This window comes from Caballeronia sordidicola (assembly GCF_000729995.1).
GTDB classification, from domain to species: Bacteria; Pseudomonadota; Gammaproteobacteria; order Burkholderiales; family Burkholderiaceae; genus Caballeronia; species Caballeronia sordidicola_A.
In genome coordinates, this window is record NZ_JNFG01000017.1 from 43074 (window position 1) to 57973 (window position 14900).

Below are 14900 nucleotides of genomic sequence, written 5' to 3' on the forward strand. Positions count from 1 at the left end.
CAGAAACAAGCATTCAATTATTTAGGGTTCCGTTTTAAATGATGCATGAGATCAATTCACGGCGCCTCGCGCACCTCGTCGCGCTCGCCGAAGAGGGCAGTTTCGCGCGGGCCGCGGAGCGAGTTCATCTGAGTCAGCCGGCGCTCAGCCGCAGTATCCAGGCGCTGGAAGACGAGTTCGATATCAAGCTCTTCGATCGCGCGGCCCGCGGCGTGGTGACCACCGCTGCCGGCCGGATGCTGGTCGAGCGTGCCCGGCGCGTGCTGTTTGAAGCGCGCTGTCTTTTTCGCGATGTCGAGTTGATCCGGTCGGACGCTCTGGGCGAGGTGAGAATCGGCATGGGACCTTATGCCGCTGCCATCCTGTTTCCGCATCTGCTGGTCGAATGTGCGAGGCAGTTTCCCGCCACCAAGGTATCCGTGCAAATAGACGAAGCCAGCGTGCTGATGCAAAGCCTGCGCTCGGAAAGCACGGATTTCGTGGTGGTAGATCGTCGCGAGACACCGGCTGCGCCCGATGTCACCACGCACCGCCTGATTAGTCACGACGGCGGCTGGTTCGTCCGCCCCGGTCATCCGTTGCTCGCGCGTGCGCCAGTGTCGCTTGCTGGTTTGCGCGAATTTCCGATGGTGTCAGTGCCGTTGTCCGCGTTCATGGAAGATGCGTTGCGGCGGCTCTTGAAGTTTCGCGCGCACGAAGCCGTTCCGGTGCAGTTGGAATGTAACGATGTCACCGTGCTGAAGGATGTGGTCGCCCGATCGGATGCCGTGATGTTTTGCACGGCTTCAGTGTTGCAACGAGATCCCGACGGCCAGCGCCTCGTGCGCGTGCCGATTGTTCATCCCCGCAAACTTGGCCTTCAGTTTGCGCTTGTTTGTCTTGCGGATCGGACGCAATCCGCCGCGGCTGACGCGGCGCTTGCGCTTGCCGGCCAGATCATGAACGACGCCAGCCGCGCCGCGCAAGCGGGCGGGCGTGTGCGGTAGCCAGTGCGCTCAGGTGCGCTCCGACCTATGGATCGATCGTGCTCGCGAGTGCTAATAATTCAGGATATCTGATGATAATTCGCGAAGGGTCAGCATCAAGCGGAAACGAATGAGGCTCCCGAAGGAGCCTCAGACAGCGGGTGCTCTTGACTTAACTATGCTTCTCGATCAACTCGACCTTATACCCGTCCGGATCTTCAACAAACGCGATCACCGTTGTTCCGCCTTTCACCGGACCGGCTTCGCGCGAGACCTTGCCGCCTGCTTCGCGGATGCGGTTGCAAGCTGCCGCCGCGTCGTCCACTTCCAGCGCGATGTGGCCGTACGCCGAACCCAGGTCGTACTTGTCGACGCCCCAGTTGTAGGTCAGTTCGAGCACGCTGTTTTCGCTTTCATCGCCATAACCGACGAACGCCAGCGTGTACTTGTACTCGGTGTTTTCGCTTTGACGCAGCACTTTCATGCCGAGGATGCGGGTGTAGAAATCGATCGATTTTTGCAAGTCGCCGACTCGCAGCATGGTGTGAAGAAGTCGCATGATGAGGTTCCTGTGGGGAATGTCGATTGACCGGGTGTTCCGCTTTACCGTGTCTTTTACTGTGCCTCAGCGGCCAGCGCGCACGATGAAAACGGCCACATCCAAAATTGTACTTCCCGCAGCAAAGGCTCGCAGCGCGCTGCTCTGTGCCGGTCGGCGCTAAGCAGGCGCTAAAGCAGCGGCAGCAACTCGGGAGGATGATGCTTGAGCGTATGCCGCGCTTCGCGGAAGTCCGGAAAAATGGATTCGACCGTGGCCCAGAAGCGCGCACTGTGATTCATCTCTCGAAGGTGTGCGAGCTCGTGCGCGACCACATAGTCGATCACATGCACCGGGAAATGAATCAGCCGCCAGTTGAGGCGGATCTTGCCTTCGCTGGAGCAACTGCCCCAACGCGTCGCTGCGGACGACAGCGCATAGGCCCGGAACTCCACGCCTAATTTGGCCGCATACACCGGCAAGCGCTCGCCGAAAACCTGCAACGCCCGAACATGCAGCCAGCGTTGCACACGCTCGCGAATGAGCTGAACATCCGCTAATGCGGGCAGGCCGAGCCAGAGCACACCATTGTCGGTATCGAAGGCCGGTTGAGTCGCGCTCTTGCCCGTCGTACCCGGTGCAGCGCTCAACATGACGCTGATGGTCTGCCCGAGATACGGAAGCTGCGCGCCATCCTTCCATTCAATCCGGGGTACTGCGCGTTGTTCCACGCGCGTCTGCCATTCGGTGAGCTTCTTGAAGATCCACTTTTCCTTCTCGGCAATCGCGCTTTCGATTGCCCCGATCGTCACCCAGCGCGGCGCGGTGATCGCGAGGCCGGTGCCATCGATAGTGAAGCCGATCGTCCTGCGCGACGAACGTTTCAAGCGGTAATCGAGCATCTGCGAACCGAGCACGAGGTGCCGGCTGCGTGTGCCGTCAGGCGCACTGGGCCCGTTGGGTGCACGAAAAGGCGGCGCGGGAGGGGTTGCGATCTCGGTTGTATCGGTCGGCGCGATGTCGCCACGCAACGTTGCAGGCATGGCGGGGGCAGGTGCGGCAGGAGCGCCGGACATCGCAGGCGATGGTGCCGCACTCGACAGCCTTGGCTCACTGGGGAGGTTGAGCGGCAGGTCGAGTTGCGGGTTGTCGAGCGCGGCAGCGGGACGCTGTCGCGAGGGGGTGTTCTGCATCGGCTCAGCTTGGCGCACGCGGCGCAGGAATGACGGAAAGAACGACACTAACAATAGAAGCGAACGTAACGAACGAAACGATAACGACACCCGCGCCTACAGGCCGGTAGCCGCGCCCTGAGACTTGGACTCGGAATCAGACTCAGCGTCAGACTTGGAGTCAGCGTCAACATCAGGCTCAGCGGCGAAACGATCGGCGGGACCGTACGAGTCCGGATCAATCCGACGCATTTCCGTTTCGATCCAGCGCTCTACGCGCAGGTTGACTTCTTCCGGCGTGAGTCCTGTCGTGTCGATCGGGCGACCGATCGACATTGTGACTATACCCGCATATTTGAGAAACGATTTCCGCGGCCATACGTGTCCGGCGTTGTGGGCAACAGGAACGACCGGTGCACCCGCTGCGCACGCGAAGCGCGCACCGCCTGACTTGTACTTGCCTTGCTTGCCCACGCGGGTACGCGTGCCTTCCGGGAACATGATGACCCACGCTCCCTCGGCCATGCGCTCGCGCCCTTGTCGCGCCACCGATGCAAACGCGTCCTTGCCCTGACGACGGTCGATATGAACCATCTTCAGCATGCCCATGGTCCAGCCGAAGAACGGCACGAACAGCAACTCGCGCTTGAATACATAGCAGAGCGGTCGCGGCATCAACGCGGGGAATGCCAGCGTTTCCCAAGCCGACTGGTGCTTCGATAACAGCACGGCGGGACCGTCGGGAAGATTCTCCATGCCTTCGATCTGATACCGGATGTTGTTCAGGTATCGCATCACCACGATGCACGACTTGCACCAGTACGCCGCCATCCAGTAACGCTTTTCGGCGCGCATGAACGGGAACACGAGGAAGCACACGCACGCGTACGGCACCGTATAAACGGCGAAAAAAATCATCAGTAACAGCGAACGAATGAAGCGCATCGGCTTGTATGAGTCTTAGGTGATGTGACGAAAAAACCCGAGCGTCAACTAATCAAGTAATCACGTCAGTCAGGTCAGTCGTGATGTGCGGCGAGGAAGTCGAGCGCGAAGGTGCGCAGGTCGTCGTGCACTTTCGTATTCGGCGGCAGATTGGCTCCTGCCAGCGTTTTACGCCCCTTGCCGGTCAGCACAAGATGCAGCTCGAAGCCGAGCGTCGCGCCTGCTTGCAGGTCACGCAGCGAATCGCCGACCATGGGCGTTTCCGTGGGATCGATCTCGAAGCGCTCCACAATCTGCTGCAACATGCCGGGCTTTGGCTTGCGGCACTCGCACTCGTCTTCCTGCGTGTGCGGACAGAAAAACACGGCGTCGATTCGGCCACCCACTGCCGCCGCCGCCCGGTTCATCTTTTCGTGCATTGCGTTGAGCGCGGCCATGTCGAAGAGCCCTCGGCCTATACCCGATTGATTCGATGCAATCGCCACGCGATAGCCGGCCTGGTTCAAACGCGCGATCGCTTCCAGGCTGCCCGGGATGGCAACCCATTCGTCAGGCGACTTGATGAACGCGTCCGAGTCGACGTTGATCACGCCGTCACGATCGAGAACCACCAGTTTCTTGCTTGCGTTGGTCGGCATGGTGTGGCGCATCAGGCGGCAAGCTTCGAAATGTCCGCGACGCAATTCATCTGCTGATGCAGTGCGCCGAGAAGGGCCAGGCGGTTGTTACGCAACGCCGGATCTTCCGCGTTCACCATCACGTCGTTGAAGAAAGTATCCACGGCATCGCGCAATGCAGACAGCGCAGACAGCGCTTCCGTGTAGTTGCGCTCGGCCAGTTGCGTTTGCACGCGCGGTGCGACTTGCTCGAGTTGAGCGTACAGCGCTTTTTCTGCTGCTTCTTGAAGCAAGGCCGGCTGCACGCTGGACGGCACGCCTTCCGCCGACTTCTTCAGGATATTCGAGATGCGTTTGTTCGCCGCGGCAAGCGATGCGGCTTCAGGCAACGACGCGAATTCGCGCACGGCGTCCAGACGCGCGACGATGTCATCCAGGCGCGTTGGGTTCAGGCTCAGCACGGCGTCGATTTCGATCGCGTTGAAACCGCGCTCGCGCAGCACGCCGCGCAGCCGGTCCATGAAAAACGCGTAGATGGCGTCGGTTGAATCGACGACTTGCGGCATGTCCGCGAATTGCTTGTGTGCGATGCGCAGCAAGTCGAACAGGTCGATAGGCAGGCGCTTTTCCAGCAGGATGCGCAACACGCCGAGCGCGTGCCGGCGCAGCGCGAACGGATCTTTCTCGCCGGTTGGCTGCAGGCCGATGCCCCAGATACCAACCAGCGTTTCCAGTTTGTCGGCCAAAGCAACTGCGCTGCTCACGCCGGTGGCAGGAGTTTCATCGCCGGAAAAACGCGGCTGATAATGTTCCGAACACGCAAGTGCGACTTCTTCCGGCTCGCCGTCGTGGCGTGCGTAGTACGTGCCCATGGTCCCCTGCAATTCCGGGAACTCGCCGACCATGTCGGTGATCAGGTCGGCCTTCGCGAGCAGGGCGGCGCGCTTTGTGACGGTGGCATCCACGCCGATCATGGGCGCGATTTCACCGGCCAGCGCTTCAAGCCGCTGCACGCGTTGCAACTGCGAACCGAGCTTGTTGTGATACACCACGTTCGCGAGCAGCGGCACACGATCGGCGAGGCGTTTCTTCTTGTCCTGCTCGAAGAAGAACTTGGCGTCGGCCAGACGCGGGCGGACCACGCGTTCGTTGCCTTCCACAATATCGCCCGGCGTTTCGGTATCGATGTTCGACACAATCAGGAAACGCGAACGCAGCTTGCCGTGTTCATCCGTCAGCGCGAAATACTTCTGGTTCGTCTGCATGGTGAGGATCAGGCATTCCTGCGGTACTTGCAGGAACGACTCGTCGAAACGGCATTGATACACGACCGGCCATTCGACCAGCGCATTCACTTCGTCCAGCAGCGACTCGGGCATCACCACGCGATCTTCGCCCGCGAATGCTTGCAACTGCGTGCGGATGGATTCGCGGCGATCGTCGAAATTCGCTACGACCTTGCCCTTCGAGCGCAGGGTCTCGACGTAGTCGTCGGCGTGCGCGATCGCGATAAACCCTTCCGACATGAAGCGATGACCCAGCGTGGTATCGCCGGAGTCGATGCCGAGTGCGCTCACCGGCACGATATGGCGGCCATGCAACGCGATCAGCCCTTGCACCGGCCGCACGAACTGCACGTTAGTGCCGTCGGGGCGTTGGTACGTCATCAGCTTTGGAATGGGCAACTTGCCGAGCGTTTCTTGCAGAGCGGTCTGCAGTCCGTCGGCAAGTGTTGCACCGGGCGCAGCGTAGCGCAGGAAAAACGCTTCGGCCTTGCCGTCCTGGGCACGTTCGAGATCGCCGATGGCGAAGTCGGGGAAACCCAGCGCCGCCAGTTTCTTCGCGAGCGGCGCGGTGGGCTGGCCGTCTTTGTCCAGCGCCACGGAAACCGGCAGCACCTTCTCGCGTACCTGCCGTTCCGGCGCAACCGCGCGCACGTTCTTGATAAGCACGGCGAGACGTCGCGGCGTGGCGTATTTTTCGACACTCGCTTCGCCTTCAATCAGGTCGCGCGCGGCAAGCCGCTGCACGATGCCTTCGGCAAACGAGGCGCCCAGGCGTGCGAGCGCTTTCGGCGGAAGTTCTTCGGTCCGCAGCTCGACGAGCAGCGATGCAAGATTGGTTTCGGTCATTGTTATGTCGTGCTCTGGTCAGGCCTGATCGATATTGCGCTCGACCTTCAGCGCCGGCGCCCACGCGGGCCTGGCGGCATCTTGTGCGTCCGAAACGAGTCCGGCCGCGGCGTGTACGGGATTGCCCAGCATGGGGAAGCCGAGCGCTTCTCGCGACTCGTAATAGCCCTTTGCGACCGCACGCGACAGATCGCGAATCCGGCCGATATACGCCGCGCGCTCCGTCACCGAAATCGCGCCGCGCGCGTCCAGCAAGTTGAACGTGTGGCCGGCTTTCAGCACGAGCTCATACGCGGGCAGCGAGAGCTTCGCTTCAATCATCTTCTGTGCTTCGGCTTCGTAGCTCTTGAAGAACGTGAACAGCAGGTCGACGTTCGCGTGCTCGAAGTTGTAGGTGGACTGCTCGACTTCGTTCTGGTGATACACGTCGCCATAGGTGAGGCGCCGGAGTTCGCGGCCGTTCGGGCCTTCTTCTTCCCATTCGGTCCACACGAGGTCGTAGACGTTCTCCACTTTCTGCAGATACATGGCGAGCCGTTCGAGACCGTAGGTGATCTCACCCAGCACCGGCTTGCAGTCGATACCGCCGACCTGCTGGAAGTACGTGAACTGCGTCACTTCCATGCCGTTCAGCCAGACTTCCCAGCCGAGTCCCCATGCGCCGAGCGTTGGATTTTCCCAGTCGTCTTCCACGAAACGCACGTCGTTCTGCTTCAGGTCGAAGCCGAGCGCTTCGAGCGAGCCGAGGTACAAGTCGAGGATGTTTTCAGGCGCGGGTTTCAGCACCACTTGATATTGGTAGTAGTGCTGCAGGCGGTTCGGGTTGTCGCCGTAACGGCCGTCCTTCGGACGCCGCGACGGCTGGACGTACGCCGCACGCCAGGGTTCCGGGCCGATGGCGCGCAGGAACGTGTGCACGTGCGAAGTGCCCGCGCCGACTTCCATGTCGATCGGCTGGAGAAGTGCGCAACCCTTGTTGTCCCAATAGGATTGCAGCGTCAGGATGATTTGCTGAAAAGTGAGCATGAATGCCTTTGAAGCGTGCCTTCGAGCTTAAGCCGGTGGGCCGGCGCGGGGTCGAAGCGGACCGGAAAAATGCATCGGCCGGAGGGCTAAAACGTTGAATTTTAGCGGGAATGAGGGGCTTGTGCGACTTTCTGGGGGCGAACGGCGGACTCATAGGCCGTTAGGCCGGTAAAAACGGGTGTTATACGCTGAGCCGTTTCGTCATGGGCACACAATCCATGATCAGGCCGCGCGGCGATTGAAATGGCGCGATTTCATCGCCTCTGAAACCGAGGGCGCGATAAAACGGCGCAGCGTTCAGCGTGGAGTCGAGCTTGAGTTCGCGCAGCCCTTCCGAGCGGGCGAGGGACTCCAGATAACGCATCATTGCCGCACCAATGCCGCGTTTCATATACGCCGGATGGACAAAAATCGCATCGATCTTGCCAGTCGCGAGGTCGATCATGCCGGTGCCGGCCACATGGTCGCCGAAGGTGGCTACCAGCAAACGCTCTTCCACGGCATCTGCGAATGCTCTCGAGGCCGTACCGCCAGTCCATTGCTCCAGTTGGTCCGAGGAATACGCTCCCGCGCATTCGCTCATCACGGCCGCGCGGCGGATGTCCCACGCGGCTTCCGCGTCTGCCCGCAAAGCTTTGCGGATCGCGAACTGGGCGGGTTCAGGATTTTCCAAGGCCGTTGTCGTCAGGCTTGTTGCGGCCATTCCTGCCCGGCGCGAACGCAAATGCGAAGGCCAGCAGCAACAGTGACACCACGATCACCGTCATGTTGCCGCTCGTGACATAGGGTGTACGGCCGGACGTGCCCTGGACGATGGCATTAATAGAACCGACTGTGTACACGGGCAACCGTGCCACTACCGCGCCATTCGCCGCGATCACCGCCGTCGTGCCCGTGTTGGTCGAGCGCAGCATCGGGCGGCCGGTTTCGATCGAACGCATGCGGGCCATTTGCAGATGCTGATCCAGCGCGATGGTGTCGCCGAACCAGGCAAGATTCGTCGAGTTCACCAGAATGCCCGCGGGTGCTTCTTGTTCGCGAATCGTCCGCGCAATCTCTTCACCGAAAATGTCTTCGTAGCAGATGTCGACGGCAATCGGCTGGTTGTGCACGAAGAACGATTTCTGCACCGGTGGCCCGCGCCCGAGATCGCCGAGCGGAATGCCCATGAGCGCCACGAACCAGTGGAAACCCGTCGGCACAAATTCGCCGAATGGCACGAGATGATGTTTGTCGTAGCGGTACACGTCCCGCTGATTCGGCGTGATGCCGAACAGGCTGTTCGTGTAGCCCGTCACGCGGCCTTCCGAAGCGGTTACGCCGATAGCGCCGAACAGGATGGATGAATTCGTTGTATCGGAGAACGTGCGCAGCGCGAGCGCCAAGTCTGGGGGCACTTGGACGGCAAGAATGGGAAATGCCGTTTCCGGCGTGACGATGAGATCCGCCGGCTTTTCCGTGATCAGCTTTTTATATAACGCCAGCGATTGATCCACACCTTCCTGCTCGAATTTCATCTCCTGCTTCACGTCGCCTTGCAATAGCCGAACGGTGAGCGGCGCGTTCGCTGGAGTCGTCCATTCGACCAGCGACAGCAACATGCCGGACGCAAGCAACAGCACCGCGACGATGAATGGCGCAAGACGCGCAACCTTCGATGTTTCTGCCGCTGAGTTGCGTTTGACACCGTAGAACCCCTGCACGAGCAACGCCGCCACAAGCCCCAGCACCCATCCCACGCCATACACGCCCGCAACAGGTCCAAACCCCGCCAAGGGGCCATCGACTTGCGCATACCCGCTCGCAAGCCACGGGAAGCCGGTGAACACGAGGCCGCGCAACCACTCGCCCAGCGCCCACGCGCTCGCAAAGGCAAACGCGCCGTGCCAGGTCGGCACGAAGAGCGGTTCATCGATAGGCACTGCAGCGGACGAGCCATTGTCGTCATAGCGTGCACGGCCCGCGCACAGCGACCAGACCACACCCGCCAACGCCGGATAGATCGCGAGATACATTGAGAACAACGCGACGGCCGCAGCTGCCAGCGGCGCGGCCATGCCGCCGTAGTCATGCATGCTGACGTATAGCCACCACACGCCCGTCACGAAGTTGCCGAACCCAAATGCCCAGCCCGTCATGGCCGCGCCTTTCCAGCCACTCGTACGCGTAAGCCAAGCGAAGAACAGCGTGAAGATCACCAGTTCCAGCCAGCCGCCGTGCGGCGTAGGCGCGAACGAAAGCGTATTCGCGGCACCCAGCACGGCCGCGACGAGGTAGTGCCAGAACGGCAAGGACTGAGCCGCGCCAGCGCGGTTTTCAGCGGACATCGGCCGCGAGGCAATAGGAGACGAAGAGTCGGCCATGGATAACGAGGTCGGCAGAAAGTAAGCGAATGACGGAGCGTGACCGGCGCTCGTCATGTCACGAAAAAGGCGCAAAACGCCTGCATAGCCGGCACGCCGCCGGCAATTGACGCGTAGTGTGAACACGCAGTGTTACAGGCTTAAGCAGGTCAGGGCCGCTCAGTGGCGTACCAACGCGTTCTCTGTTGAGATCAAGCCGGATCGGACGCGCTCAATCGCGATCAATCGCGTTCGTCGTCGTGATCATTGTCGCGGCGATGGTTGCGCGAATTGCCGTCGAGCACGTTCGTGTTCGGTGCTCGACGTACGCGCAGCACGTGGATCTGGCGGGCGTCGCCGCGCAGAATCTCGAACGCGAATTCGTCAATACGCACCTTTTCTCCACGATGCGGCACACGCCCGAACCGATGCGTGACCAAGCCGCCGATGGTGTCGACTTCGTCGTCGGAATAGTGCGTGCCGAATTGTTCGTTGAACTGTTCGATGCCAGTCAGCGCACGCACACGATGCGCTCCATCCGGCGTCGCAATGATGTTGCCGGCTTCTTCGTCGAAGTCGTATTCGTCTTCAATGTCGCCAACAATTTGTTCCAGCACGTCTTCAATCGTGATCAGCCCGGCCACGCCGCCGTACTCATCAACCACGATGGCAATGTGATTCCGGTTCACGCGGAAATCATGCAGCAAGACGTTCAGGCGTTTCGATTCGGGGATGAACACGGCGGGGCGAAGCATGCCGCGGACATCGAATTCTTCTTCGTGGTAATAGCGCAGCAAGTCTTTTGCAAGCAGCACGCCGATCACGTTGTCACGGTTGCTTTCGAATACCGGATAGCGCGAGTGCGCTTTTTCGAGCATGAACGGAATGAACTGCTCGGGCGTTTCGGAAATGTTGATGGCGTCCATCTGGGCACGCGGGATCATGATGTCGCGCGCGCAGAGTTCCGACACCTGGAACACGCCTTCGATCATGGAGAGCGAATCCGCGTCGAGCAGATTGCGTTCGTGGGCGTCCTGAAGGACTTCCAGCAATTCGTCGCGCGATTCAGGTTCGTGCGAGATGAAATCGGTCAGGCGCTCGAGCAGCGTGCGCTTTTCCGGCGGTTTGTCGGTTTGTCGTCGACTGGGATAGGCGTCGTTCATAGTGGGGCGCCCGGATTGTTCCGGACGCGAAATTTCGGAAAGTTAAGAATACACCAAGGAAAATTCGCGCCAATTCGGGCCGGCACGAAGACGTTCAAATCTCGTAGAAACATCGTAACTGATAAATATCGGCCGAGTATGTCGAGCGGGTGACGTTGGCCGATCGGTCGAAATTAACTAGGTTACCGCGCATTCAGAGCAGTTTTATGCGTGCTTTTAACGCATGCCGTCACGCTCATTCCTGCGACGAATTCGCATCTCGCCAGCATCGCTGCAACAGCGCTTCGAGCTGCCGGTCCGGCATGCCGCATTCGCGTAGCGCTGCGACCGTGCGGCTGACGTAGTCGAGCGTGGTGCCGTATCGGCCGGTGGCGCAGCCGAGCACGTGGCGCACCATCTGGTCGGCCAACTTGCCGGTGTAGGTGGACACCTCGCGTCGCATCACGAACGCCAGCGCTTCCACGCGGCGGCCGTCCACCAGCGTGCACGGCAACCACGCCACGCGATAGGAATTCATCGCCATCTCGCGTCGCCACAGCACTTCAAGGTGAGGCTCCGCGCCCTCGGCGGCAAGCCGGAACGCCATGCCCGAGCACGAACCGCCGCGATCCAGCGCCAGCACGAGCCCAGGCTGCTCGGGCGTGCCGCGATTCACGCGCGACCACAAATACAGCCCGCGATGATAACCGTGCACCTTGCTGCGCACCGTTTCTACGGCGGGCAAGCCCGGGTTCCAGATCAGCGAGCCATAACCGAACAGCCAGAGATCGGTCTTGCGATCCCAGTGCGCCAACGCTTTTTCACGCGATGCCGCCAGTTCTTCATCGGTGAGAAGGCGCGACTCCGCGAACACCGGCGGATAGTGGTCGGGAATCTGCGAAGGTAGGTCCTTCGGCGGTTCCTTCATCAGTTCGGGGACGGGGGAAGGGGCGTCAGTCACGGCTTAGTCGGGCGGCAATGGCAAGTAAGGATCGGTGAAACCGAGCTTTTGCATGATGCCCGTTTCGATCGATTCCATCTCTTCCGCTTCCGCCGAATCTTCATGATCGTAACCCTGAGCATGCAGCGTACCGTGCACGATCAGATGCGCGTAATGCGCGGCGAGAGGCTTGTTCTGCTCGCGCGCCTCGCGTTCCACTACCGGACAGCACAGCACCAGGTCGCCCGTGACCGGATCGTCCTCCGACTCGGCGTACGCGAACGTCAGCACGTTAGTGGCGTAGTCCTTCTGCCGATAAGACCGGTTCAACGTCCGGCCTTCCTCGGTATCGACGAAACGCACAGTCAGTTCCGCGTCCGCGAACAACGACGCCTTGATCCAGCTGGCTACGGTCGCGCGCGGCAATAACGCCTTGTGTTCAAGGAACGATTTGGCAGCGGGAAATTGCAGCGTCAAGGCAAGTTTGGGCATGCTTATTCAGAGCGAAACTTTGCGGCGGCAATCGCCGCGGCAGCGCTGTCCCGCTCCGACTGCGCGTCGTACGCTTCCACAATGCGCGCGACCAGCGGATGCCGCACTACGTCCACGCTGGTGAACTTTGTCATCGCGATACCGCGGACGTCAGCCAGGATGTGTTGCGCTTCAATCAGCCCACTTCGATGACCACGCGGCAAATCGACCTGAGTGGTGTCGCCGGTGACAACGGCCTTCGACCCGAAACCAATCCGCGTCAGAAACATCTTCATCTGCTCGGGCGTGGTGTTCTGCGCTTCGTCCAGAATAATGAACGCGTGATTCAGCGTCCGGCCGCGCATGTACGCGAGCGGCGCAATTTCGATCATCTGGCGCTCGAACATTTTCGCGGTTTTATCGAAGCCGAGGAGGTCGTAGAGCGCGTCGTACAACGGCCGCAAATACGGATCCACTTTCTGCGCGAGATCGCCCGGCAGGAAACCCAGCCGTTCGCCCGCTTCCACGGCGGGACGGGTCAGCACAATGCGCTTCACCTGATCGCGTTCGAGCGCATCCACCGCGCACGCCACCGCCAGATAGGTCTTGCCCGTACCCGCCGGGCCGATGCCGAACGTCACATCGTGCGCAATGATCTGCTTCAGGTATTCGCGCTGCATGGGCGTGCGGCCGCGCAGATCGGCGCGTCGCGTGTAGAGCTTCGGACCGGGATCCTCTTCTTCGCCCAGATCGATGGTGGCGCTGGGTTCATCGAACGGATGATCGGGGTCACCGCGGAAACGCGGATCGACGGGATCGGAATTCAGGTTATTCGATGGTTTGTTGACATTCAACGCGCGCCGCGCCGCGTTGCGCGCCTCCACGAGCGCTAGCTGGATATCGTCCACCGACAACGTGTCCTTCGCGCGATTGTAGAAATTCTCGAGCGCCGCCAGCGCAACCTTCGCGCCGCGCCCGCGGATGCTGATCTTGTGTCCGCGACGCGCGAGCGTCACGTCGAGCGCCTGCTCGATCTGCCGCAGGTTTTCGTCGAGCGGGCCACACAGGTTGGCGAGCCGCGCGTTGTCGTCGTGCGGTGCGGTGAATTCCAAATGCTGCTGAGCGGTCTTCAAGGCGAGAGTCGGGTTCCTGTCGAAGCTGCAGTTTAGTGAGTCGTAGCGGGCGTCATGATCAGTTCGCCGCGCAACGAATGCGGATACGCCACGTTGATTTCCACATCGACCATCTGTCCAATCAGCCGTTTATGGGATGAGATCGGCGCCGGGAAATTCACCACGCGATTATTCTCCGTGCGACCAGCGAGCTCGCTCGGATCCTTGCGCGACGGGCCTTCCACCAGAATGCGCTGCACCGAACCCAGCATGGAATTGCTGATCTTCGCCACGTTCGCCTCGATGGTCGCCTGCAAATGTTGCAAACGCTTGAGCTTCACTTCGCGCGGGGTATCGTCGTGGAGGTTCGCTGCGGGCGTGCCTGGGCGCGGACTGTAGATGAACGAGAAACTGGTGTCGTAGCTCATTTCATCGATGAGCTTCATCATCTTCTGGAAGTCATCCTCCGTCTCTCCCGGGAACCCGACGATCATGTCGGTCGACAGCGACAAATCGGGACGGATCGCGCGCAATTTGCGGATCACCGACTTGTATTCGAGCACGGTGTAACCGCGCTTCATCGCCATCAGGATGCGGTCGGAACCGTGCTGCACCGGCAAGTGCAAGTGGCTCACCAGCTTGGGCACCTTCGCGTACGTATCGATCAACCGTTGGGTGAATTCCTTCGGATGCGACGTGGTGTAGCGAATCCGTTCAATGCCTGGAATCTCCGCCACGTATTCGATCAGCGTGGCGAAATCCGCGATGTCCGTGGAATGCTGTGTCACCGGTCCACGATACGCATTCACGTTCTGACCGAGCATGGTGACTTCGCGCACGCCTTGATCGGCAAGACCGGCGATTTCGGTAAGCACATCATCCAGCGGCCGCGATACTTCTTCGCCGCGCGTGTAGGGCACCACGCAATAGCTGCAGTACTTGCTGCAGCCTTCCATGATCGATACAAATGCGCTCGGGCCATCGACACGCGCCGGCGGCAGGTGATCGAATTTTTCAATTTCCGGAAACGAGATATCGACTTGTGAACGGCCGGTGGAACGGCGTTTCGCAATCATTTCCGGCAGACGATGCAAGGTCTGCGGGCCGAACACCAGATCCACGTACGGCGCGCGGGACACGATTGCCGCGCCTTCCTGGCTCGCCACGCAGCCGCCTACGCCAATGATCAGGTTCGGGTTCGCTTCCTTCAATTCGCGCACACGGCCGAGATCGGAGAAAACCTTTTCCTGCGCTTTTTCGCGTACTGAACACGTGTTGAAGAGAATAACGTCCGCGTCTTCCAGCGTTGTCGTCTGGATGAGGCCATTGGCTGCGCCGAGGACGTCGACCATTTTGTCGGAGTCGTACTCGTTCATCTGGCAGCCAAAGGTCTTTACATACACTTTCTTGGTCATGAATTTCGCCGGTCGCAGTGATTAGTCTGGGGGCGCGGTTTTTAATGCGTTAAAGGGATTTGCGTGTTTCGTTTCGTCGGTGT

At 60.4% G+C, this 14900-nt stretch carries 14 protein-coding genes; 1 reads left to right on the plus strand and 13 read right to left on the minus strand.

Features of this window, described 5'->3' with window-relative positions; translation table 11 throughout:
* Positions 1-38 precede the first annotated feature (38 nt).
* Positions 39-986 (plus strand): LysR family transcriptional regulator, encoded by a 948-nt coding sequence (locus tag FH08_RS0117240; RefSeq protein ID WP_051888336.1) that lies wholly within the window; start codon positions 39-41, stop codon positions 984-986.
* A gap of 151 nt (positions 987-1137) precedes the next feature.
* On the opposite strand, the gene gloA is transcribed toward FH08_RS0117240, so the two are convergent.
* From gloA to miaB, 13 genes are all read right to left on the minus strand, one after another.
* On the minus strand, positions 1138-1524 hold the full coding sequence (gloA, locus tag FH08_RS0117245; protein ID WP_031359521.1) for a lactoylglutathione lyase: 387 nt from the start codon (positions 1522-1524) through the stop codon (positions 1138-1140).
* A 170-nt stretch (positions 1525-1694) separates the two neighbouring features.
* Complete coding sequence (locus tag FH08_RS0117250; RefSeq protein WP_031359522.1) at positions 1695-2696, minus strand: M48 family metallopeptidase; 1002 nt, start codon at positions 2694-2696, stop codon at positions 1695-1697.
* A 96-nt stretch (positions 2697-2792) separates the two neighbouring features.
* Complete coding sequence (locus FH08_RS0117255) at positions 2793-3620, minus strand: lysophospholipid acyltransferase family protein (protein WP_051888337.1); 828 nt, start codon at positions 3618-3620, stop codon at positions 2793-2795.
* A gap of 74 nt (positions 3621-3694) precedes the next feature.
* On the minus strand, positions 3695-4258 hold the full coding sequence (gene gmhB, locus FH08_RS0117260; RefSeq protein WP_031359524.1) for a D-glycero-beta-D-manno-heptose 1,7-bisphosphate 7-phosphatase: 564 nt from the start codon (positions 4256-4258) through the stop codon (positions 3695-3697).
* A gap of 11 nt (positions 4259-4269) precedes the next feature.
* Entirely contained in the window at positions 4270-6369 is a 2100-nt protein-coding gene (glyS, locus tag FH08_RS0117265) for a glycine--tRNA ligase subunit beta (RefSeq protein WP_031359525.1), read from the minus strand.
* A gap of 18 nt (positions 6370-6387) precedes the next feature.
* Positions 6388-7395 (minus strand): glycine--tRNA ligase subunit alpha, encoded by a 1008-nt coding sequence (gene glyQ, locus FH08_RS0117270; RefSeq protein WP_075583345.1) that lies wholly within the window; start codon positions 7393-7395, stop codon positions 6388-6390.
* Between the two features lie 181 nt (positions 7396-7576).
* A complete protein-coding gene (locus tag FH08_RS0117275) occupies positions 7577-8068 on the minus strand; it encodes a GNAT family N-acetyltransferase (RefSeq protein WP_200878760.1) in 492 nt (163 codons plus the stop codon).
* On the minus strand, positions 8055-9758 hold the full coding sequence (gene lnt / locus FH08_RS0117280; protein WP_031359528.1) for an apolipoprotein N-acyltransferase: 1704 nt from the start codon (positions 9756-9758) through the stop codon (positions 8055-8057). The genes FH08_RS0117275 and lnt overlap by 14 nt, the downstream gene beginning before the upstream one ends.
* Before the next feature lie 221 nt (positions 9759-9979).
* The gene (locus FH08_RS0117285; protein ID WP_031359529.1) at positions 9980-10900 is read right to left on the minus strand and encodes an HlyC/CorC family transporter; all 921 of its coding nucleotides are present in this window, start codon (positions 10898-10900) and stop codon (positions 9980-9982) included.
* Positions 10901-11135: 235 nt separating this feature from the next.
* Positions 11136-11807 carry a gamma-glutamylcyclotransferase gene (locus FH08_RS0117290; RefSeq protein WP_031359530.1) on the minus strand — a complete coding sequence of 224 codons (672 nt, stop codon included), beginning with the start codon at positions 11805-11807 and terminating at the stop codon, positions 11136-11138.
* Between the two features lie 36 nt (positions 11808-11843).
* On the minus strand, positions 11844-12311 hold the full coding sequence (gene ybeY, locus FH08_RS0117295; RefSeq protein WP_419178015.1) for an rRNA maturation RNase YbeY: 468 nt from the start codon (positions 12309-12311) through the stop codon (positions 11844-11846).
* A 2-nt stretch (positions 12312-12313) separates the two neighbouring features.
* The gene (locus FH08_RS0117300; protein ID WP_031359532.1) at positions 12314-13423 is read right to left on the minus strand and encodes a PhoH family protein; all 1110 of its coding nucleotides are present in this window, start codon (positions 13421-13423) and stop codon (positions 12314-12316) included.
* A gap of 32 nt (positions 13424-13455) precedes the next feature.
* Positions 13456-14817: a tRNA (N6-isopentenyl adenosine(37)-C2)-methylthiotransferase MiaB gene (gene miaB / locus FH08_RS0117305; protein ID WP_031359533.1), complete on the minus strand. Its 1362-nt coding sequence runs from the start codon at positions 14815-14817 to the stop codon at positions 13456-13458.
* Positions 14818-14900 lie beyond the last annotated feature (83 nt).